The organism is Acidothermus cellulolyticus 11B (genome assembly GCF_000015025.1).
GTDB lineage: Bacteria > Actinomycetota > Actinomycetes > Acidothermales > Acidothermaceae > Acidothermus > Acidothermus cellulolyticus.
On the sequence record NC_008578.1, the window covers coordinates 211,467 to 232,741 of the forward strand.

The 21,275-nt window shown below is 68.7% G+C and carries 19 protein-coding genes; 18 read left to right on the forward strand and 1 reads right to left on the reverse strand.

The features are described from left to right. Positions 1-37 precede the first annotated feature (37 nt). Positions 38-523: an inorganic diphosphatase gene (locus tag ACEL_RS01050; RefSeq protein WP_011719037.1), complete on the reverse strand. Its 486-nt coding sequence runs from the start codon at positions 521-523 to the stop codon at positions 38-40. A 202-nt stretch (positions 524-725) separates the two neighbouring features. Here ACEL_RS01050 and dacB point away from each other — a divergent pair, with 202 nt between their 5' ends. From dacB to ACEL_RS01140, 18 genes are all read left to right on the forward strand, one after another. Continuing rightward, positions 726-2,216, forward strand: a complete 1,491-nt coding sequence (dacB, locus tag ACEL_RS01055) for a D-alanyl-D-alanine carboxypeptidase/D-alanyl-D-alanine endopeptidase (protein ID WP_011719038.1) — start codon at positions 726-728, stop codon at positions 2,214-2,216. A 146-nt stretch (positions 2,217-2,362) separates the two neighbouring features. Beyond that, on the forward strand, positions 2,363-3,466 hold the full coding sequence (locus ACEL_RS01060) for a zinc-dependent metalloprotease (RefSeq protein ID WP_011719039.1): 1,104 nt from the start codon (positions 2,363-2,365) through the stop codon (positions 3,464-3,466). A gap of 136 nt (positions 3,467-3,602) precedes the next feature. Beyond that, the gene (gene tilS, locus ACEL_RS01065; RefSeq protein WP_011719040.1) at positions 3,603-4,799 is read left to right on the forward strand and encodes a tRNA lysidine(34) synthetase TilS; all 1,197 of its coding nucleotides are present in this window, start codon (positions 3,603-3,605) and stop codon (positions 4,797-4,799) included. A 114-nt stretch (positions 4,800-4,913) separates the two neighbouring features. Beyond that, on the forward strand, positions 4,914-5,468 hold the full coding sequence (gene hpt / locus ACEL_RS01070) for a hypoxanthine phosphoribosyltransferase (protein ID WP_011719041.1): 555 nt from the start codon (positions 4,914-4,916) through the stop codon (positions 5,466-5,468). Positions 5,469-5,827: 359 nt separating this feature from the next. Continuing rightward, the gene (ftsH, locus tag ACEL_RS01075; RefSeq protein ID WP_041834858.1) at positions 5,828-7,837 is read left to right on the forward strand and encodes an ATP-dependent zinc metalloprotease FtsH; all 2,010 of its coding nucleotides are present in this window, start codon (positions 5,828-5,830) and stop codon (positions 7,835-7,837) included. A 2-nt stretch (positions 7,838-7,839) separates the two neighbouring features. Further along, the gene (gene folE / locus ACEL_RS01080) at positions 7,840-8,442 is read left to right on the forward strand and encodes a GTP cyclohydrolase I FolE (RefSeq protein ID WP_011719043.1); all 603 of its coding nucleotides are present in this window, start codon (positions 7,840-7,842) and stop codon (positions 8,440-8,442) included. A gap of 166 nt (positions 8,443-8,608) precedes the next feature. Beyond that, the gene (locus ACEL_RS01085; RefSeq protein WP_011719044.1) at positions 8,609-10,408 is read left to right on the forward strand and encodes a phosphatidylglycerol lysyltransferase domain-containing protein; all 1,800 of its coding nucleotides are present in this window, start codon (positions 8,609-8,611) and stop codon (positions 10,406-10,408) included. Between the two features lie 130 nt (positions 10,409-10,538). Then, the gene (gene folP, locus ACEL_RS01090; RefSeq protein ID WP_049751541.1) at positions 10,539-11,339 is read left to right on the forward strand and encodes a dihydropteroate synthase; all 801 of its coding nucleotides are present in this window, start codon (positions 10,539-10,541) and stop codon (positions 11,337-11,339) included. Continuing rightward, entirely contained in the window at positions 11,336-12,337 is a 1,002-nt protein-coding gene (gene folK / locus ACEL_RS12510) for a 2-amino-4-hydroxy-6-hydroxymethyldihydropteridine diphosphokinase (RefSeq protein WP_011719046.1), read from the forward strand. Before folP ends, folK begins: the two co-directional genes overlap by 4 nt. Further along, a complete protein-coding gene (locus tag ACEL_RS01100; RefSeq protein WP_011719047.1) occupies positions 12,334-12,804 on the forward strand; it encodes a DUF3180 domain-containing protein in 471 nt (156 codons plus the stop codon). The genes folK and ACEL_RS01100 overlap by 4 nt, the downstream gene beginning before the upstream one ends. A gap of 75 nt (positions 12,805-12,879) precedes the next feature. After that, the gene (locus ACEL_RS01105; RefSeq protein ID WP_011719048.1) at positions 12,880-13,818 is read left to right on the forward strand and encodes a Rossmann-like and DUF2520 domain-containing protein; all 939 of its coding nucleotides are present in this window, start codon (positions 12,880-12,882) and stop codon (positions 13,816-13,818) included. Continuing rightward, positions 13,815-14,726 (forward strand): pantoate--beta-alanine ligase, encoded by a 912-nt coding sequence (panC, locus tag ACEL_RS01110; protein WP_011719049.1) that lies wholly within the window; start codon positions 13,815-13,817, stop codon positions 14,724-14,726. The genes ACEL_RS01105 and panC overlap by 4 nt, the downstream gene beginning before the upstream one ends. A gap of 2 nt (positions 14,727-14,728) precedes the next feature. Beyond that, a complete protein-coding gene (panD, locus tag ACEL_RS01115) occupies positions 14,729-15,139 on the forward strand; it encodes an aspartate 1-decarboxylase (RefSeq protein ID WP_011719050.1) in 411 nt (136 codons plus the stop codon). Between the two features lie 194 nt (positions 15,140-15,333). Then, positions 15,334-16,980, forward strand: a complete 1,647-nt coding sequence (locus ACEL_RS01120; protein WP_011719051.1) for an L-aspartate oxidase — start codon at positions 15,334-15,336, stop codon at positions 16,978-16,980. After that, entirely contained in the window at positions 16,977-17,924 is a 948-nt protein-coding gene (gene nadC, locus ACEL_RS01125; RefSeq protein ID WP_148204492.1) for a carboxylating nicotinate-nucleotide diphosphorylase, read from the forward strand. The genes ACEL_RS01120 and nadC overlap by 4 nt, the downstream gene beginning before the upstream one ends. Positions 17,925-17,950: 26 nt before the next feature. Further along, positions 17,951-18,721 carry a type III pantothenate kinase gene (locus ACEL_RS01130; protein ID WP_011719053.1) on the forward strand — a complete coding sequence of 257 codons (771 nt, stop codon included), beginning with the start codon at positions 17,951-17,953 and terminating at the stop codon, positions 18,719-18,721. A 32-nt stretch (positions 18,722-18,753) separates the two neighbouring features. Further along, positions 18,754-20,259 (forward strand): lysine--tRNA ligase, encoded by a 1,506-nt coding sequence (gene lysS / locus ACEL_RS01135; RefSeq protein ID WP_011719054.1) that lies wholly within the window; start codon positions 18,754-18,756, stop codon positions 20,257-20,259. A 56-nt stretch (positions 20,260-20,315) separates the two neighbouring features. Then, positions 20,316-20,858 carry an amino-acid N-acetyltransferase gene (locus tag ACEL_RS01140; RefSeq protein ID WP_041835193.1) on the forward strand — a complete coding sequence of 181 codons (543 nt, stop codon included), beginning with the start codon at positions 20,316-20,318 and terminating at the stop codon, positions 20,856-20,858. The last annotated feature ends 417 nt before the right edge of the window (positions 20,859-21,275 follow it).

Consider the following 21,275-nt stretch of genomic DNA (forward strand, 5'->3'; position numbering starts at 1 on the left):
GCGGGCCGCGACGTCATTACCGTGGCGCGTGAGTGCGCTATGCGCCGGCGGCAAGCCGCTCCCGGGAGCGCCGGATTTCTTCCTCTGCTTCGGCGCGTCCCGCCCAGGTGGCGCCTTCGACGGATTTCCCAGGCTCAAGGTCTTTGTACACCTCAAAGAAATGCTGAATTTCCAATCGATCCCAGGCGGGAATGTCTTCCAGCTCCCGGATGTGGCTCACCCGCGGATCCCGCGCCGGCACGCACAGGATTTTGTCGTCGCCGCCCTTCTCGTCGGTCATCCGGAACATGCCGATGGCCCGGCACAGAATGAGGCACCCCGGGAAGGTCGGTTCCTCAACCATGACCAGCGCGTCCAGCGGATCGCCGTCCGCGCCTAGGGTGCCTTCGATGAAGCCATAGTCGGTCGGATAGCGGGTCGCGGTGAAGAGCATCCGATCCAACCGGACCCGGCCGGTGGCGTGGTCGTATTCGTACTTGTTCCGCTGTCCTTTAGGGATTTCGATCGTGACGTCGAATTCCATGCCGGTCCTCCCTTGTCACGCCAGCACGACCCGCTGATGGCGGCGCTGTCGAGCCGCGCGGCTTCCGGGCGCAGCGCACGTCGTCACCGTCGCGCCGCTCGTCTCACCCCGCGCGACGCCCAGGTCGTCGCCGCCGGAATCCGCGGTCTCGCCCCGCGCCGCTAGTCTCGCCGATGAACAGTGAGCGCTGTGAAGGGGTGGCATGGCGGCGGGGCGACGACGGCGGGCGCAGCGGCGCCGGTACGGCATTCCCACGGTCGCCGTTCTCTTAGCCGGTGCCGCTGGGTTGTTCTGGCTCACCAGCCACCGGTCGACACCGGCCGATACCGCACCACCGCCGGCAAGCCCTCCGCCGGTGTCGAACGCCGCCCCGACGGACAGTCCAGCCGCGACCACCGCGCAGCCGCCGGAACCGGTCCGCAGTTCAGGGAACGAGCTGCCGCGCGACGCGCCGATTCCCGATCCCTCCGCCCTCCGCGCGCATCTCGCGGCGGCACTGGGTGTCCTTGCCGGGGACGACGCTGCGCTGGTGGTGACCGATCCGGCTACCGGCCGGGTGTTGTTGGACGACGGAGGCAACCGCCGGATGCCGCCGGCGTCCACACTGAAGATTGCAACAGCGGTGGCCGCGCTGGCCGCGCTGGACCCGCAGACCCGATTCGCCACCTCCGTGGTGCTGCACGGCGATCGCGTCGTCCTCGTCGGCGGGGGTGATCCGACCCTGGCTGCCCCCGCTCCTGCGGCGGGAGGCTCGTCGTCGGGCCCGCCAATGCCAAGCCAACGGCTGGGCTCATCCCTCAGGCCGGCGCAGCTCGCTGATCTGGCCGACCGGACGGCGTCCGAGCTGCGTGCGCTCGGACGGCAGCGGGTCAGTCTCGGGTACGACGCGTCACTCTTCGTCGGCCCCGCTACCGCGGCCGGATGGCAGTCGAGTTACATCGCTGAGGGTGACGTCGCTCCGGTAAGCGCCCTGGAGGTCAACGAGGGCCGGGTTGATCCGGCGCGCGACGCCCGGTCCCCCGCTCCCGGCGCCAGCGCCGCGGCGAGCTTCGCCCGGCTGCTCGCCGCCGCGGGGATCGTCGTCGAGGGCGCACCCGTCGTGACCGCCGCGGCGCCGGCTGACCGCGTGCTGGCCGTCGTCCAATCGCCCACTCTTGCCGACCTGGTGCGCCAGATGCTCACCGTGAGCGATAACGACCTCGCCGAGGCGATCGCTCGGCAGGTGGCGATCGCCCGGGGATTGCCGGCGAGTTTCGCCGGCGCGACTCAGGCGATCCGTGACACCCTGAACGACCTCGGCATCGACACCAGCGGCCTGACGATTTCGGATGCGAGCGGGCTTTCGACCCTCGACCGCCTGCAACCTCGGATGCTGACCGCCCTCCTGCGCCTCGTCCTCACGAATGATCGATTCTCCGCGGTTCGTGAGGGGCTGCCGGTCGCCGGCCTCACCGGGACGCTGGCCTCACGCTTCACCGCTCCCGCCGCCGCACCCGGGGTCGGTGTCGTCCACGCCAAGACGGGCACGCTCGCCACCGTCGTCACCCTCGCCGGTTACACGACGGACTACGACGGGCGTGTGCTCGCGTTCGCCGTGCTTGCCGATGCGGTTCCGCGGAGCCAGATTCGGGCCGCGGAGTCCGCGGTCGATGCGCTGGTCGGCGCCCTGGTGACCTGCGGCTGTGCCCGCTGACGGAGTCGCTGTGCCGGCCGGGTCACGGATGACCGGCGCCGCTGCACTGGTCGGGCGACGGATGACCGGCGTCGCTGCACTGGGGTTGCCCGCCCGAGCCGATGACCGGACGGGCGGTCCGCGTCCGTCGGCCGTACGGTGGAGCCATGGCCGACGCCCCCGCCCTCATCGACTGGAACGTAGCAACCGCAACCGCCGTCCGGCTGGCGCCGAAAGGGCCCGCCGTCACCCGGAGTGAGGCATTTGCCGCGGTGCGGCAAATGCGGGACCTCGCAGCGGAGGCGACGCAGCACGTCACTGCGGTCACCGACCTGCGTATTCCCGATGGCCAACCGCCGGCCCGGATCGTGGACCGCACCGGGTGGATTCGCGGAAATGTCGGCGGCTTTCGGGTGGCCCTCCGTCCGCTGCTGGAGAAATTAGCAGCGCGGTCGGAGAATTTTCCCGGCGCGCCGCTGCTCCGCGGCGTCGCGGGAAAAATAGCCGGAGCGGAATTGGGCGTCGTCCTCGCGTATCTGTCCGGGAAAGTATTGGGCCAGTATGAAATTTTTCTGCCGCCGGACAACGGGAACCCCCCGCCCGGCCGATTGAGCCTCGTCGCGCCGAACATTGTCGCCGTCGAGCAGGAACTTGGCGTGGTGCCGCGGGATTTTCGGCTCTGGGTGGCCGTGCACGAGGCGACGCACCGGGCGCAGTTCACTGCTGTGCCGTGGCTGAGGAGCCATGTGCAAGACGAAGTCGCCGCGTTTCTGGCGGAAAGCGATCTCGATGCACGGGCTTTTGTCACTCGGCTGCGGGCGGTGGCCGAGCACGTGCGGCAACGCACACGCACCGGCGACGCAACCGATTTCCCGTTGGGCCTCTTCGAAGCCGTGCAGACGCCGCGGCAGCGCGAGATCCTGCACCGGCTCACCGCGTTGATGACCCTGCTGGAAGGCCACGGGGAGTACGTCATGAATGCGGTCGGCACGGACGTGATACCGACGCTCTCCGACATTCGCGAGAAATTCGCCGCCCGTCGGCAGGGCCGCAACGCCGCGGACCGTTTCCTGCGCCGGCTCTTCGGGCTGGACATCAAAGCACGCCAGTACGCCGAAGGGGCGCGTTTCGTGGAGACGGTGGTGGGAGCGGCCGGCATGGCGGGGTTCAACCGGGTGTGGACGTCGCCCAATACGCTGCCAACCAAGGCGGAAATCGCCGAACCTCGGCGGTGGATGGCCCGCGTGCTGCACACCGACGTCACGCCCTAGCCGGGAGCAGCCGCGCGGAGCCGGGAGCAGACAGGGGCCGGCGATCCCGTGAGCGGACGGGAAACGGCTCTGGCCGCGCGGCGCGGTCCCGGGCGTCATCAGTTGTGCGACGCTCACTTGTGTGACGACGCCTCCCGTGACGGCGGCTCCGGCAGGCCGCCGGCCCCGGCTGTCGCCGGCGATTGCCGCGGTGCGCCACGCGGTCCGCACCTGCCTTGCGGACCTACCCGCTGGTGCGCTCGTCCTTGCCGCCTGCAGCGGCGGTCCGGATTCGCTGGCGTTAGCGGCCGCACTTGCGTTCGAGGCGCCGCGGCGTCGTCCCGCGCTGCGGGCGGGGGCGGTCACGATTGATCATCAGCTGCAGCCGGGCTCGGCTGAGCGGGCCCGGCAGCTCGCCCGGTTCCTCGGCGAGCTCGGCCTTGATCCGGTTGAGATCCGCGCCGTCCAGGTCGGTCGTGACGGGGGGCCGGAGGCTGCCGCCCGGGCCGCCCGTTACGCGGCGCTCGACGAGGTGGCCGCGCAGTGCGGTGCGGCGGCGGTGCTGCTCGCGCACACCCTCGATGACCAAGCCGAAACCGTCCTGCTCGGGCTCACCCGCGGGTCGGGTCTCCGGTCGATCGCCGGCATGCCGGAGCGGTTTGGTCCTGCCGACCGGTATCGCCGTCCGCTGCTGGGCATTCCGCGGTCAGTGACGCGGCGAGCCTGCCGGGATGCCGGGCTGCCGTTCTGGGACGACCCGCAGAACCACGACCCTGCCTTCACCCGTTCCCGGTTGCGGCACCGGGTGCTGCCCGTCCTGCGGGCTGAACTTGGCCCGCAGGTGGTGGCTGCGCTTGCCCGAACGGCAGCCCTTGCCCGCGCGGACGCCGACGCCCTCGACGCGTGGGCTGCGCGGGTCTACGCCCGTGCGGTGACCCTCCCGGTTGGGCCGGGTGATCACTCTGCGGACGACACAGGTCCGGGCGTCCTGTCGCCGGACGCCGGCGGCACGGTTCCAGCCGGCGAGGCGGACGCCGGCGGTCGGCCGCTCGCCTCTCCGGACCCGGCGGGAGGCGGTCCTTCGTCTGGCGTTCCTCCGTCCGGCATTGCCGCCGCCTTGGATGTCGCCGCGCTCGCCGCTGAGCCGCCGGCGATTCGGCTCCGCGTGATCCACCGGATGCTCCGCGCCGCCGGCGCACCGGCCGGACAGCTGGCGGCAGTCCACGTCAGACACGTCGAACAACTGATCAGCAACTGGCACGGCCAAGGGCCGGTGACGCTCCCCGGTGCCTTGGTAGCCTCGCGGCGAGGCGGTGTCCTCCAGGTGCGCCGGGAGCGGACCGGTTCGCGATGACCGAGAGGTGCCGGTGCCCAGAGGGAGGTTCCGCCGTGAGCGGCGGGCGGCCTGCTCCCCGCGGACGAGGCGGGCTGCGCAGCGGCGGCCGACAGGCGTGGATGGATAGGGGCGATGGACGAGAATGATCTCGGGACGAAGCTGGACCGCATCGTCTTGACCGAGAAAGAGATTCGTGACCGTATCCACGAGCTCGCCGCCGAGATCGACCGCGATTACGCCGATCGTGATCTGCTTCTGGTTGGCGTCCTCAAGGGTGCCGTCATGGTGATGGCTGACCTGTCCCGCGCTTTGCACGTGCCGGTGACCGTGGACTTCATGGCGGTGTCGTCGTACGGCTCGGGACGCCGCTCCTCCGGCGTCGTACGGATCTTGAAGGATCTCGACGAGAGCATTGAGGGCCGCCACGTCCTCGTGGTCGAGGACATCATCGACTCCGGCCTCACCCTCTCGTGGCTGGTTGCGAACCTGCGCTCGCGCGGCCCGGCGTCCGTCGAGGTCTTCGCGCTGATGCGCAAGCCCGATGCCCTGGTCGCTGACGTCGACGTCCGGTACGTCGGCTTCGACCTGCCCCGGGAGTTCGTCGTCGGCTATGGACTGGATTACGCGGAGCGGTACCGGAATCTGCCGTTCGTCGCGACCCTGACGTCCGAGGCGTACGACGGGTGAGCGTGCCGGGCCGGAAGACCCGGGCATCCGGCCCGTCGTGCGTCGTCCGCACACTGCCCGGCTCGTGCCACACTGGTTACGCCGAACGGATGCGCCAGTGGTCCGAGCGGTCCGCAGCCGGGCTGGCGGACCACGCTGGATCAGGAGAGACCGGACGGATCCGTCGGAGCGGGGAGCAGGACAGATCCATAGGAACGTTTCGACGGGTTTCTTGGTTGACGATGTGTATCCCGTACCGTCGAAGGAGAACGCGACGGCAGCACCGCCAGCGTGTGAAGCTGTGCGATGCCGTGTAGCGTCAACATGCAGGAAAAGATCGAGCGAGGTAGGAGGGACGGGGCGTCGGCCGCTCCGGATCCATGAACGTCAAGAGGCTTGCACGCGGACCCCTCTTCTGGGTTGTCGTGATCATACTGCTGCTCGTGCTGTTCCGCGGCCTGTGGAGCGGCGGCAGCGACTACAAGTCGGTGGACACCTCCCAGGTGGTCGCCGCCGTCGACACCGGTCAGATCACAAATGCGATCGTCCACGACAAAGAGCAGACCATCCAGGTCACGCTGAAGGATGGCTCCAAGCTGCAGGCGTCTTTTGCGACTGATCAAGAGGCCGCGCTCGTCAGCCAATTGCAGAAGCTTGTCGACCAAGGGAAGCTGCCGGCCGACGGCGGATACACCGTCAAGGTCAGCCACGGCAACATCTTCCTGGAGATCCTCCTCAACGCCCTGCCGATTCTGCTGCTTGTCGGCCTCATGGTCTTCATGCTGTCGCAGATGCAAGGCGGCGGTTCCCGGGTGATGAATTTCGGCAAGTCGCGGGCCAAGCTCATCACGAAGGACACCCCGAAGACGACCTTCGCGGACGTCGCCGGCGCGGATGAGGCCATCGAAGAACTCATGGAAATCAAAGAGTTCCTCGAGAATCCAGCGAAATTCCAGGCGATCGGCGCGAAGATTCCGAAGGGTGTCTTGCTGTACGGCCCGCCTGGTACCGGGAAGACCCTTCTCGCCCGGGCGGTTGCCGGTGAGGCCGGCGTCCCCTTCTACTCGATTTCCGGGTCTGACTTCGTTGAAATGTTCGTCGGAGTCGGAGCGTCACGGGTCCGGGACCTCTTCCAGCAGGCCAAGGAGAACGCGCCCGCGATTGTCTTCATCGACGAAATTGACGCGGTCGGGCGCCACCGCGGCGCCGGTCTCGGCGGTGGGCATGACGAACGCGAACAGACACTGAATCAGCTTCTGGTCGAGATGGACGGATTCGACGTCAAGGGCGGGGTCATTCTGATCGCCGCGACGAACCGCCCGGACATCCTCGACCCGGCCCTCTTGCGGCCCGGCCGTTTCGACCGGCACATCGTCGTTGACCGTCCCGATTTGGAAGGCCGCAAAGGCATTCTGCGGGTGCACGCGAAGGGCAAGCCGTTCGCTCCGGACGTCGACCTGGACGTCATCGCCCGCCGCACCCCCGGCTTCACCGGAGCCGACCTGGCGAACGTCATTAACGAGGCGGCGTTGCTCACGGCGCGGGCCAATCAGAAGCAGATCACCATGGCCACGCTGGAAGAGAGCATCGACCGCGTCATGGCCGGTCCCGAGCGCAAGAGCCGGATAATGTCCGACAAAGAAAAGAAAATCATCGCGTATCACGAGGGGGGTCACGCTCTCGTCGGCCATGCCTTGCCGAACGCCGACCCGGTGCACAAGGTCACCATTCTGCCGCGCGGCCGCGCGCTGGGTTACACCTTGGCATTGCCGACGGAGGACAAATTCCTTGTGACGCGGGCCGAACTCATGGATCAGCTCGCGATGCTCCTCGGCGGTCGGACCGCGGAAGAACTGGTTTTCCACGAACCGACGACCGGCGCCGCCAATGACATCGAGAAAGCGACCGCCATCGCGCGGAACATGGTCACCCAGTACGGGATGAGCGAACGGCTCGGTGCGCGGAAATTCGGGCAATCCGACGGGGAGGTTTTCCTCGGCCGCGAGATGGGCCACCAGCGCGACTACTCCGAGGAGGTCGCCGCGACCATCGACGAGGAGGTACGCCGGCTCATTGAGAACGCGCATGACGAAGCGTGGGAAATCCTCGTCGAATACCGCGACGTGCTCGACGCGCTCGTCCTCGAACTGATGGAGAAAGAGACCCTGCAGAAGGAGGAAGTGCTGCGGATTTTCGCCCCGGTGCGCAAACGTCCGGCCCGCGGCACCTACACCGGGTACGGCAAGCGCCTGCCGTCCGACAAGGCGCCGGTCCTGACACCGCGCGAACTCGCCCTGCTGGCCGGGGAATCCGGTGACGGCGCGGGCGGCACGAACGGGAGCCGGGCCGCCAAACCGGCGTCCGGCGAGAACCAACCGTCCGGAAGCTGACGGTGACGGATATCGATCTTCGCACCGGCGAACGCGCACCCGGCGTGGATCTTGCGCGCATCGAGGACGCCGTCCGCGAAATCCTGCTGGCCATCGGGGAGGACCCGGACCGGGACGGCCTTCGTGACACCCCCGCGCGGGTCGCTCGTGCGTACGCCGAACAATTCGCCGGGTTACGACAGCGGCCGGAGGACGTGTTGAGCGTCGTCTTCGATGCCAACCATGACGAAATGGTGTTGGTGCGGGACATCGAGGTGTACAGCACCTGCGAGCACCACCTCACTCCTTTTCACGGAGTGGCGCACGTCGGCTACATCCCCAACGCCCGCGGGCAGATCACCGGGTTGTCGAAGATTGCCCGGTTGGTGGACATTTTCGCCCGCCGTCCGCAGGTGCAGGAGCGGCTCACCGTGCAGATCGCCGAGGCGATGGAAAGGATTCTCCAACCGCGCGGGGTCATCGTGGTCGTCGATTGCGAGCATCTGTGCATGTCCATGCGCGGCGTCCGGAAACCCGGGGCCCGCACGGTGACCTCCGCGGTGCGCGGTGTCTTCCGCAGCGACGAACGGACTCGTGCCGAGGCGCTTCGGCTCATCACCGGCTGATTCACGCGCCGACCATGGACCGGCGATCACGTTGCCCTAGGCTGACACCTGTGACCGGTCACCCCAGTTTTGCGCGCGTGCGGCGCTTGCCCGCCGCCGCCAGTTCCGCCCGCGCGCCGGCCTTGCCCGCCGCCACTGGGACGCTCGCGGGCCGAGGTGCATGCCCATGACGCGTGAGGCTCGGACGACGACCACCCGCGACGCGGCGCGGCAACCGGTGAGGCGCCGGGATCGGCGTCGCCACCGTCCCTGGGTGCCTGCGCTCGCGGGCTGGGTGGCGGCCCTCGTCGGGATTCGGAATTTCATCGTCGTCCTGCACCCCCACTGGTGGGAGCGGGTTCGTCCCGTCGGCAAGGTGCTGCCCGCACCGGGGGAAACACCGCTGCTCCACGGGCTGGCGGCCGCTGAGCTGGTCGGTTCAGGCGCGCTCATGCTGCTCCTCGCGCACGCGCTCAAACGCCGCAAGCGGCGGGCATGGCAGGTCGTCGTCGGCGTTCTCGCCGTCGGGCTGGCCCTGCACGTGGTGCATCACCCGCCGCTGCACGGCATCCCGGGATGGCTGGTCATCGACGGCGGTTTCCTCATCGGCCTGCTGGCTTTCCGGAAGGAATTCTTCGCCGAACCGGATCCCCGGACCCGGTGGAGCGCCTTGGTCACCTTCGTCGGACTTGGCGTCGCGAGTTACGGGTTCGGCCTGGTCCTGGTGGGGCTGCGCAAGGACCAGCTGGTCGGCCACCCGTCGTGGACGGACATTCTCCTGCACGTCGGGTACGGACTCGTCGGCATCCCAGGCCCGCTCGTCTTTCGCACCGACGCCGGCGCGGACGTCGTCTCGGCCACCCTGCTCGCAATGGGCGCCCTGACGGTCTTCAGCACCGCGTATCTGCTCCTCCGTGCCGCGAAACCGCGACCGGCCCTCACGCCAGACGACGAAGCGCGGATGCGCGCGCTGCTTGCCGCGCACGGACACCGCGACTCTCTGGGTTACTTTGCGTTGCGGCGGGACAAGAGCGTGGTCTGGTCCGAGACGGGCAAGTCCTGCATTGCATATCGCGTGGTCTCGGGCGTGATGCTGGTGAGTGGTGATCCGCTCGGTGATCCGGAGGCTTGGCCGGGCGCGATCGACGTCTTCCTCGAGCAGGCCGAACGGCACGCTTGGGTGCCTGCCGTCCTGGGGTGCAGCGAACGCGCCGCGGAAACGTGGCTCCGGCATGCCGATCTTGCGGCTCTGGAAATTGGCGACGAAGCCGTCATTGATGTCGCGGATTTCTCCCTTGAGGGCCGGGCGATGCGCAATGTGCGGCAAATGGTGCACCGGGTCGAGCGGGCCGGCTATGACGCCGTCATCGCCCGAAATTGCGACCTGGCCCCCGACCTGCGCGACCAGTTGCGGGCCGCCGCCGTGCGGTGGCGCGACGGGGAGACCGAACGCGGTTTCGCCATGGCGCTGGGCCGGCTCGGTGACGTCACGGACCCCGACTGTCTGTTCGCGGTAGCCGTCAAGGACGGCCGTCCCCATGCGTTCCTGCATTTCGTCCCGTGGGGACGCGACGGCCTCTCCCTTGACGTCATGCGGTGGGATCGAACGAGCCATCCCGGGCTGAATGAATTTCTCATCGCCCGGGTGATACGCGCGGCGCCGCATCTGGGCATCCGCCGCATCTCGCTGAATTTCGCGGTCTTCCGGTCGGCATTGGAGCGTGGCGGGCGGATCGGCGCCGGTCCCATCATCCGCGCGTGGCGAAGCATTTTGCTCATTGTTTCTCGGTGGGTGCAGATCGAATCGCTGTACCGCTTCAACGCGAAATTCCGGCCGGAGTGGGTCTCCCGGTACTTGCTGTATCCCGATCTGCTGGACCTGCCGCGGATCGCCCTTGCCGCGCTGGAAGCCGAGGCCTTCATCGTCTGGCCGACCCCGAGCCTTCGGCGATTGCAGCGGGTGCTGCGCCTTGGAGGTGAGCCGTGACGTGCATCGGAGTCGACGGTCCGCGGCCGCCGGATCGTCACCCAGGGACGAAGGAGCGGACCTTCCGGTGAACACCTCGGCGGCGTACGGCGAATTGCTCGGTTTCCCGGACATCGGCAGGTGCCGGGTCATGGGCGTCTTGAACGTCACCCCGGATTCGTTCTCCGACGGCGGCCAATGGTTCGAGACGGACAAGGCGATCGCCCACGGCGTCGACCTGTTCCGTAACGGTGCCGACATCGTCGACGTCGGCGGTGAATCCACCCGTCCAGGGGCGTTGCGCGTGGATCCGGCTGAGGAGCTGCGCCGAGTGCTGCCCGTAGTCCGCGAGCTCGCCGCCGTCGGCCCGGTGAGCATTGACACCATGCGCGCCGACGTCGCCGAAGCGGCGGTTGACGCCGGCGCGGTCCTCGTCAATGACGTGAGCGGCGGGTTGGCCGACCCGCGGATGATCCCGTTCATCGCGGCGAACCGGCTGCCGTACGTCGTCATGCATTGGCGCGGTCCCAGCGTCGACATGCAAAGCCGCGCCCATTACGACGACATCGTGGCCGACGTCCGGCGGGAAATTTCGGCCCGAATCGACGCGGTACTCGCCGCCGGCGGGGATTTCCGGCAAATCATCGTCGATCCGGGAATCGGCTTTGCCAAGAGGCCGGACACGGACCACAACTGGGCGCTGCTCAAACACCTCGACCAGCTCGGCTCGCTGGGCCGGCCGGTGCTCGTCGGCGCCTCGCGGAAAGCTTTCCTCGGGCGGCTGCTCGCCGGGCCCGACGGAACACCACGGCCGCCGATGCTCCGGGACCACGCCAGCTCCGCGATCACCGCTCTGGTCGCCGCCGCCGGGGCCTGGGCGGTTCGGGTCCATGCGGTAGAAGCCGACGCGGACGCCGTCCGGGTCGCGGCGCGGTGGCGGGCGCAGCCATGAGCAGTCCGGCCGGCAACCCGCCACGGCCTGGCGCGGCGGCGTCCCGGTACGGCCGGATCGAGCTGCGGGGAGTGCGGGCCGTCGGCCGGCACGGCGTCTATCCGGAGGAACGAGCCGACGGGCAGGAGTTTGTGGTGGACGCCGTCCTCGAACTCGACCTGACGCCTGCGGTCGAGACGGATTCCGTGGCTGCCACGGTGAATTACGCGGACCTCGCGGACCGCATCGCGCGGCGCATCGAGGGTGAACCCGTTAACCTGATCGAGACCCTCGCTGACGAGATTGCCGTGGACTGCCTGGCGGACCCTCGAGTCCGCGGGGTCGAGGTGACGGTGCACAAGCCGCACGCCCCGGTTCCCCGGACGGTCAGCGACGTCGCCGTACGGGTCTACCGGCGACGGCCGATCCAGGTGGTCGTCGCATTGGGGGCAAACCTCGGCGATCGGCCGGCCGCGCTGCAGCGGGCGGTCGACGCGCTGGCGGCCGCGCATCCGGTCGTGGCGGTCTCGCCGGTGTACGAGACCGAACCCGTTGGCGGACCGCCGCAGCCGCCGTACCTGAACGCCGTCGCTCTGCTGGAGGCCGCCGCCGGCCCGTACGACATCCTCACCCTGGCCCAGATCATCGAAGCCGCGGCCGGTCGCACCCGCGAGGTGCGCTGGGGACCACGCACGCTGGACATCGACGTGATCTGCTACGGTGACCTTGTCCTCGACGACCCCCGGCTCACCCTTCCGCACCCCCGCGCCGCGGAGCGCGCCTTCGTCCTCGCCCCCTGGCATGCGGTCGATCCGGCTGCCGTACTGCCCGGGCACGGCCGGGTCGCTGATCTCCTGCGCCGGCTGGACACCAGCGGCATTCGCCGGCGGGACGACCTGCACCTTGCAGTGCCTGCCGGCACCGGCGCTCCGGTGCCGGGTGGTACGGCTGCCCAGGCGGGCGGGTCGTCCGGCCATGCGGCCGGCCATACGGCCGTTGCACCGGGAGCCTTGCCGTGAAACCGACCCGGGTGCCGATTCTCGTTGGGTTGGCGATCGTCGTCGCCGCTGCGACCTGGGCGCTGGTCGGGCGAATCTATGACAGCCTGCCGACGCTCTCCCTCTACGCACCGATCGCGCTCGGCGTCCTTGCTCTCGCGGAGGTGGCCTTCGCGATCTCCGTACGGCGCCGGATTCGCCATCCAACCCCCGGCTACCGGATCGACCCAATCTTTGTGTCCCGCCTGGTCGTCCTGGCCAAGGCAAGTGCCTACACGGGGGCGATCCTGGCCGGGGTGTACGCCGGATTTCTCGGCTATACCCTGACCGCGCCTGGCCGTGGTCAGCTGTCGGCGGATGCCCGGACCAGCGCGATCGCGGCCGGGCTCAACGCAGCCCTCGTGGTCGCCGCCCTGTTTCTGGAGAACGGCTGCCGGGTGCCGCGGCCGCCGGACGAGCCGGGTGGCCGTCCGCCGAAACCGGCCTAGCGCGGGACGGGAGACGGGTCCGGCGGTCGGCGGCGTAGGCTCGATACCGTCCGGTACCCCAGTGAGGACTGGAACATGACGACCTTGCCTGCTGCCGCTCGCGCCGCCACCCACCGCCCGGGCCGGTTGCGGGTCGGTGTGATCGGCGCCGGCCGAGTCGGCGCGGTCCTTGGCGCGGCGTTGCGGTACGCCGGTCACGACGTCGTCGGGGTCTCGGCTTCCTCTCGGGCCTCCCGTCGCCGGGCGGATGCGCTGCTACCGGAGGTGCCGGTGGCCCGCCCCGACGAAATCGCGCCGAATGTCGACCTCCTTCTTCTTGCGGTGCCAGACGACGTGCTGCCCGGCCTTGTCCGGGGGTTGGCCGCGTCGGATGCGTTGTCGGCAGGCGGTTTCGTCGTCCACACCAGTGGGCGGTACGGCGTGGATGTGCTGGAACCGGCGACCAAGCGGGGGAGCCTGCCGCTCGCCCTACATCCGGTGATGACCTTCACCGGCACAGCCGTGGATCTGGACCGGCTCCGCGGCGTCTGCTTCGGGGTGACCGCGCCCGACGTGCTGCGTCCCGCTGCCGAGACCCTGGTCTTGGAGATGGGAGGTGAGCCGGTCTGGATCGCCGAAGCAGTGCGCCCGCTCTACCATGCGGCGCTGTCCTACGGCGCGAACCATCTGGTCACTCTGGTGGCCTCGGCGATGGATCTCCTGCGCGCCTCCGGTGTTGGCGACCCGCAGCGCCTCCTCGGTCCGTTGCTCTCGGCGGCCCTGGACAATGCGTTGCGGTACGGTGACCGCGGCCTCACCGGGCCGGTGCCCCGCGGCGATGCGGGAACCCTCGCGGTGCATCGGGCTGTGATCAGCGCGATTGATCCACAGATTGCCGGCGTCTACACGACACTTGCCCGGCTGGCCGCTGACCGGGCGCTTGCCAGCGGCCTGCTCGACCCGCAGGACGGCGAGCGGCTTCTCGACGTCCTTGGATCGGATCACATCGGTGACGCGACCGAGGAGGATCAGTGATCGCCACCGGTCACGGAGGAGCGGAGCGTCGGACGACCGCGGGAGACGGCACGGCCCGGCCGGTGGTGGCCCGCACGATCGGCGAGCTTCGGGCCGCGCGGGCCGCGCTGACCGGCCCGGTCGCCTTCGTCCCGACCATGGGGGCGTTGCACGACGGGCACCGGTCGTTGCTCCGCATTGCCCGCCACCACGGCGACCACGTCGTGGTGAGCATTTTCGTCAACCCCCTGCAATTCGGTCCGGCGGAAGATTTCGACCGTTACCCGCGGACCCTGGATGCCGACCTCGCGATGTGCGCAGCCGAGGGGGTCGATCTCGTCTTCGTCCCACCGGCGGCGGAGATGTACCCCAGTGAGCCGCAGGTGCGCGTCTCCGCCGGCCCGCTCGGCGAGCGGTTCGAAGGCTCCGTCCGGCCCGGTCATTTTGACGGCGTCCTGACCGTGGTGGCGAAACTCTTTCAGCTCGTTCAGCCGGATGTCGCGGTGTTCGGCCGCAAGGACGCCCAGCAGCTCGCGCTGGTCCGGCGAATGGTCGCCGACTTGAACCTGCCCGTGCAGATCATCGCCGCGCCGACTTTCCGCGAACCCGACGGGCTGGCCGCGTCGAGCCGCAACCGGTATCTCACGGACGCCGACCGAGCCCAGGCCCGCGCGTTGCCGACCGCTCTGACCACCGCCGCTGCGGTCGCCGCCGCCGGCGGGCCGCCGTCCGAAATGATCGAGATGGCCCGGAAAGTGCTGGCCGACGCGGCGGTAACGCTCGACTACGTGGCCGTGGTCGACGAGGCGACGTTCGACGAGATCGACGACGCGGAGTGGTCGCAGCGGGGCGAAGGGCTGTGCATCGCGGCGATCCGGGTCGGCGGAACTCGACTGATCGATAACATGCCGATGCGGAAGGCGGACTGACGATGCTGCGGACGATGCTGCACGCCAAAATCCATCGAGCGACGGTGACCCGGGCCGACCTCCATTACGTCGGCTCAATCACCCTTGATCTCGATCTGATGGAGGCCGCCGACATCCTGCCCGGCGAATTGGTCGCTGTCGCCGATATCAACAACGGCAACCGGCTGGAGACGTACGTCATCGCCGGAGAGCGGGGTTCGGGGGTTGTCGGGATAAACGGCGCGGCGGCGCGGTTGGTGCATCCCGGTGACCTAGTGATCATCATGTCGTATGTGCAGCTGCCCGATGCAGAGGCCCGCCGGCACCATCCTCGCGTTGTGTTCGTTGACGCGGAGAATCGGATCATCGGCACGGGAACCGACCCGGCTGAACCGCTTCCAGGCTCCGGTCTCTTGAGCGGACACCACACGTGATCCTCGCTCCTTCGGTTGCCCGGTTGGCTGGCCGCGCGCCGGTCGCACCCAAGCCCCACTCGCCACGTGATCGCGGTGTTCCGGAGGTCACCCTCGACGGCACGCTGGCGCCCGGCACACCGGAGCCCCTCTTACCGGAGCCCGCCACGCTGGCGCCCGGCACCCCGGCGCCCGGCACACCGGAGCCCCTCTTCTTGCCCCGCAGGCTGCGGGCCGCCAGGCCGAGCTGGTCGATTCGCGGGGACGTCGTCGTGGTCGGCAGCGGTGTTGCCGGGCTGATGGTTGCGCTGCGGCTCAGCCGGTTCGCGCGGGTCCTGGTGGTGACCAAGGCCCGGGTCGACGCCGGGGCCACCCGGTGGGCCCAGGGCGGGATCGCGGCCGCACTCGGCCCCGGGGATACCCCCGAGCAGCACTTGGCCGACACCCTCGCGGCCGGCGCTGGTCTGTGCGTGGAAGAAGCCGTCCGGGTGTTGGTCAATGAAGGGCCGGACGTCGTCCGTGAACTCGCCGAGCTGGGCGCCCGCTTCGACGTCGAGCCGAACGGCGACTTCGCGCTCACCCGGGAGGGCGGCCACCTGCGCCGACGGATCGTGCACGCCCGGGACGCCACCGGCGCGGAGATCGAACGAGCATTGATAGCTGCCGTCCGGTCCAACGACCGCATCCAGCTCATCGAACATGCCCTGGCGCTGGACCTGCTGCCCGCGGACGACGGCCGGATCTGCGGGGTGAGTTTGCATGTCCTGGGCGAGGGCAGGCCGGACGGCGTCGGTGCCGCGGTCGGCCGCGCTGTCGTGCTCGCGACCGGGGGTCTCGGCCAGGTGTTTGCCGCCACCACCAACCCGCCGGAGGCAAGCGGTGACGGTGTGGCGATGGCGTTGCGGGCCGGGGCGGAGATCGTGGATCTGGAGTTCGTGCAGTTCCACCCGACCGTGCTCTGGCTAGGCCCGGATGCCCGCGGTCAGCTTCCGCTGATTTCCGAGGCGGTGCGCGGCGAAGGCGCGGTGCTCATCGACGTCACCGGCGAGCGGTTCATGGACGGCGTCCATCCGCTGGCCGAGCTTGCCCCGCGGTACGTCGTGGCGCGGGCGATCGTCGAGCGGATGCGGGCAACCGGAGCTGATCATGTCCTGCTGGACGCCCGCCGCGTCCCCGGCTTCGAGCGCCGGTTCCCGACGATTGCGGCCGCCTGCCGGCGGTTCGGCGTCGATCCGGTTACCACCCCGATTCCCGTCGCACCGGGCGCGCACTACGCCTGCGGCGGTGTGCGGACCGACCTGCGGGGCCGGACCACCGTCCCCGGGTTGTACGCCTGCGGCGAGGTCGCCGGCACCGGGGTGCACGGCGCCAACCGCTTGGCGTCGAACAGCCTGCTGGAGGGTCTGGTCTTCGCCGCCCGCGTCGCCGACGATCTCTCAGGCGGCTTGCCTCGGGCGGCCGACCCTGCCGAGAGGGAAGACGAGAAGGTCACCGGCTTGCTGGCAGCAGGTGCGGCCCGCCGGATCCGGCTGGCCATGACCGACGGGGTGGGTGTGCTGCGCGACGCGGACGGCTTGGCAGTCGCCGGTGAGCGGTTGGCGGCCGAGTGGACGCCGGATCTCGCCAGCCTCCCAGCCGAGGCCGCACCGGAACCGGAGAGCTGGGAGGCGACGAATCTGCACGCGGTCGCCAGCGTGCTGACCCGGGCCGCGTCGTTGCGCACTGAGAGCCGAGGGTGCCACTGGCGTGCGGACTACCCGGAGACGTCGTCCCGGTGGCATGGTCACCTGGTGAGCGTGCTGAACGCCGACGGCATGGTGGTGACACGGTTCGAACCACGCGGAACACCGGAGGCGGGATGACGCACGCCATGCCTGCGCCGGTACGCCTACCGGCCGACATCGTGCAGCGCCTCGTCGACGCCGGCCTCGATGCCGACCACGTGCACGCTGTGATTCACGCCGCCCTGCAAGAGGATCGCGGCGGGGGCGTTGACGTGACGAGCGTCGCCGTCGTCCCCGCCGATCAGCGGGCGGTGGCGGACGTGGTTGCCCGGGCCGCCGGGGTGATAGCGGGGCTGCCGATTGCCGCGGCAACGTTCGTCGTGGCCGGTGACGATCAGGTCGAGGTCGAGTTCCTGGCCGCGGACGGCGAGCAGGTGCCGGCGGGGGCGCGGCTACTCACGGTGTCTGGTCCGGCGCGGTCCCTCCTGACGGCGGAGCGCACCGCGTTGAACTTCCTGGCTCACCTCTCCGGCATTGCCACCGCGACGGCCCGCTGGGTCGCCGAAATTGCCGGGACGGGTGCGGTGATTCGCGATACGCGGAAGACCACGCCCGGATTGCGGATGCTGGAGAAATACGCCGTCCGATGCGGCGGGGGTGAGAATCACCGGATGTCGCTCGCCGACGCTGCGCTCATCAAGGACAACCACATCATGGCTGCCGGGGGGATTTCCGAGGCGTTCGCGCGAGTCCGGGCGATGTTTCCCGAGGTTCCGGTGGAAGTGGAATGTGACACCCTGCCGCAGGTTGCGGAAGCCGTGCGCGCCGGAGCGCAGCTTGTACTCCTCGACAATATGCCTCCCGCGATGGTGCGTCAGGCGGTTGCCATGGTTCGTGACCTTGGCGCCGCCGGCCGCTGCCGCCTTGAAGTGAGCGGCGGACTGACGCTTGCCCAGGCGCGCGCCGTCGCGGAGACCGGTGTGCAGTACCTCGCGGTCGGGTCGATTACCCATTCAGCGCCGGTCCTTGACGTAGGGCTCGATTTTCGGGCTGTGGGCAGCGGCCCGCCGGCCGTCGGTTGACCTCGCGCAAAACTCCGGGAGCCACGGTGTTGCTTGTCATTGATATCGGGAATACGCACACGGTTCTTGGCCTGTTCAGCGGTGACACGCTGGTCGACCATTGGCGCGTGGCGACCGATGCCCGCCGTACCGCCGACGAACTTGGATTTCTCATCCGTGGCTTGCTGGGTCAGGCGCGCCGCGCGGACGGCATCACCGGGGTGTCATGCTGCTCGACCGTTCCGGCCGCCTTGCGTGAAGTGCGCACGATGAGCGCACGCTGGTTTCCGGACGCGCCGCTCGTCGTGGTCGAACCGGGAATTCGCACCGGCGTACCGGTGCTCTACGACAATCCGCGGGAGGTGGGGGCCGACCGGATTGTCAATACGCTGGCGGCATTCACACTGCACGGCGGTCCTGCGATCGTCGTGGATTTCGGGACGTCGACCAATTTCGACGTCGTCTCGGCGCGCGGGGAGTTCCTTGGCGGGGTGTTGGCGCCCGGTATTGACATCTCCATCGACGCATTGGCGTCCCGGGCGGCGCAGCTGGTGAAGGTGCAGGTCGCGAAACCCCGGTCGGTCATCGGCAAGAACACGGTCGAGGCCTTGCAGGCCGGGATCGTTTACGGTTTTGCGGCGCAAGTTGACGGAATCGTCACGCGAATCGCGGAGCAGTTGCCGAGCCGCCCGGTGGTCATTGCCACCGGCGGCCTCGCGCCGGTCGTCCTGGATGAATGCCGTACCGTCGATGTCCACGATCCATGGCTGACACTCACGGGTTTACGGCTCATCTTCGAGCGCAATGTCCCCGAGTAGTCCGATCCCCCCGGTCCGATACCCTGCGCTCTGTGACCAGTCACAGCCAACCACTCGAGCCGGACGATTTCGACGTCCCGGAGCAGTTTCGGGTCCGCCGGGAAAAGCTTGCGCGGATCCGCGCGGAGGGCCTGGATCCGTATCCGGTCGGCTTTCCCCGGACCGCCTTTATTGCAGAGATTCGCGCGGCGTACGGCGATCTGCCGCCCGATACCTTCACCGGTCAACACGCCTCGATCGCCGGGCGGTTGATGCTGTCCCGGATCGGCGGCAAACTCTGCTTCGGCGTGCTGCGGGATGGTTCCGGTGACCTGCAAATAATGCTCTCGGCACAGAAGGTGGGTGACCGCGCGCTGGCGCTCTGGAAGAGCCTTGTCGATCTCGGCGATCACATCGGCGTGCACGGTGAGATCATCACCTCGCGGAGCGGCGAGTTGTCGATTCTCGCCGACTCGTGGTCGTTCACGAGCAAGGCGCTCCGGCCGTTGCCGGAGAAGCACAAGGGTTTGACCGATCCCGAGGCGCGGATTCGCCGTCGGTACGTCGATCTCATCGTGAATTCCCGGGCGCGGTCGATGGTCCACATCCGTGCCGCCGTGTTGCGCTCCCTCCGGGACACTCTGAGCCGGCGCGGATACCTCGAGGTCGAGACCCCTGTCCTCCAGCTGGTGCACGGAGGCGCGGCTGCGCGGCCGTTCCGCACCCATCTCAATGCCTTCGACCTGCCCTTGTATCTGCGGATCGCCCTCGAGCTGCCGCTCAAACGCCTGGTCGTCGGCGGCTTGGAACGCGTCTACGAAATCGGCCGGGTCTTTCGCAACGAAGGGGTCGATTCGTCGCACAGCCCGGAATTCACCGAACTGGAGGCGTACGAGGCCTACGGTGATTACGACACGATGGCTGACCTCGTTCGTGAGCTCGTACTTGACGCGGCGAAGGCAATCGACGCGGTTCAGGTGCTGGGTTCATCCGGTGATGTCATCGATCTGGCCGGTCCGTGGCGCACCGTCACGGTGCATCAGGCGGTCTCCGAGGCCGTCGGTGAAGAAATCACCGTCGACACCCCGGCTGCGGTGCTCCATCAGATCGCGGCGCGATACAACGTACCGGTTCCTCCGGCGGCGGAGCATGGCGAGGTTGTCTGCGAGCTCTTCGAGAAGGTCGCCCAGCCGGCGATCGTCCAGCCGACATTCGTTCGTGACTTTCCGGCTTCCGTTCGCCCATTGGCCCGGCCGCATCGGACGGATCCTCGGCTGGCCGAAGCGTGGGATCTCATCATCAACGGCATAGAGCTGGCCCCGGCCTACTCCGAGCTTGTCGATCCGGTCGAGCAGCGCCGGCGGTTGACCGAGCAGTCGGTCCGTGCCGCCGGTGGAGATCCGGAGGCAATGCAATTGGACGAGGATTTCCTGCAGGCCCTGGAGTACGGCGCGCCGCCGATGGGCGGGTTGGGGCTTGGGGTGGACCGCCTGCTGATGCTGCTCACCGGATCGGGTATCCGGGACGTCATCCTCTTCCCCCTCGTCCGGCCCGAATAGGAGGGACGGTGGACACCGACGCCGCGTCGTCGCCGACAGCTGCTGGGACGCCTGGCTTGCCGGCGCCCGACACCACGAACTCCGCGGGGACTCAGGCCGGCGACGTGCAGATCCGTAAGGCGCGGACTGCCGACGTCAAGGGCATTCGGCGGATTCTTGACACGTATGCGCCGCAGGGGGTGCTGTTGGACAAGGCCATGGTCACCCTCTACGAGGACATTCAGGAATTCTGGGTGGCGGATCTGCACGGCAGTGTGATCGGTTGTGGCGCGTTGCACGTCATGTGGGAGGATTTGGCGGAGGTTCGTACGCTCGCCGTGGAGCCGTCGTGGCGTGGACGCGGCATCGGCCACCGTCTTCTTGAGCGTCTGCTGACGACCGCGCGGGAGCTGGGGGTTCGTCGGGTCTTCTGCCTCACGTTTGAAGTTGATTTCTTCGCGGCGCACGGATTTGTCGAGATTCAAGGCTCGCCGGTCCCGCCGGAGGTCTATGAGGAGCTGCTCCGCTCATACGACGAGGGGGTCGCGGAGTTTCTTGATCTCGAGCGCGTGAAGCCCAACATCCTCGGCAACCACCGAATGCTCTGTTATCTGGCCTAGGACCGGACGTTATCTGACGCAGGAGCGGGTGCCGTTATCCCGCCGAGGGCTGGAGGCCTGTGCGCCAGGTCGAGGACCGCTGACCCCCGTGCGCGGAGCACGCCGGGTGCCACCCTGGCCCGGTTCGGCGGACGGACATTTTCCGCGGGATCTCGAGCCGGCGGTGCCGCGTATTCGGGATGTCGACGCCGTCGAGCGCATGCCGTAACACTCGGGAAACAGCACCTGAAGATTTGCCGTGTTTTCCGTCGAAGGCCGAAACCGCCACCGTGTGGTGCTGGGACGCCGCTCTGCGGCACCCTGCGCGTCGCAATGGACTGAAACCGGGCGCATGGGTCGTTGCGGACCGGGAAGAATGTCGTCAATACCGGAAACGGCGACGGTGGTATTTGCATTGTGCGGCGATTTCGGGTATTA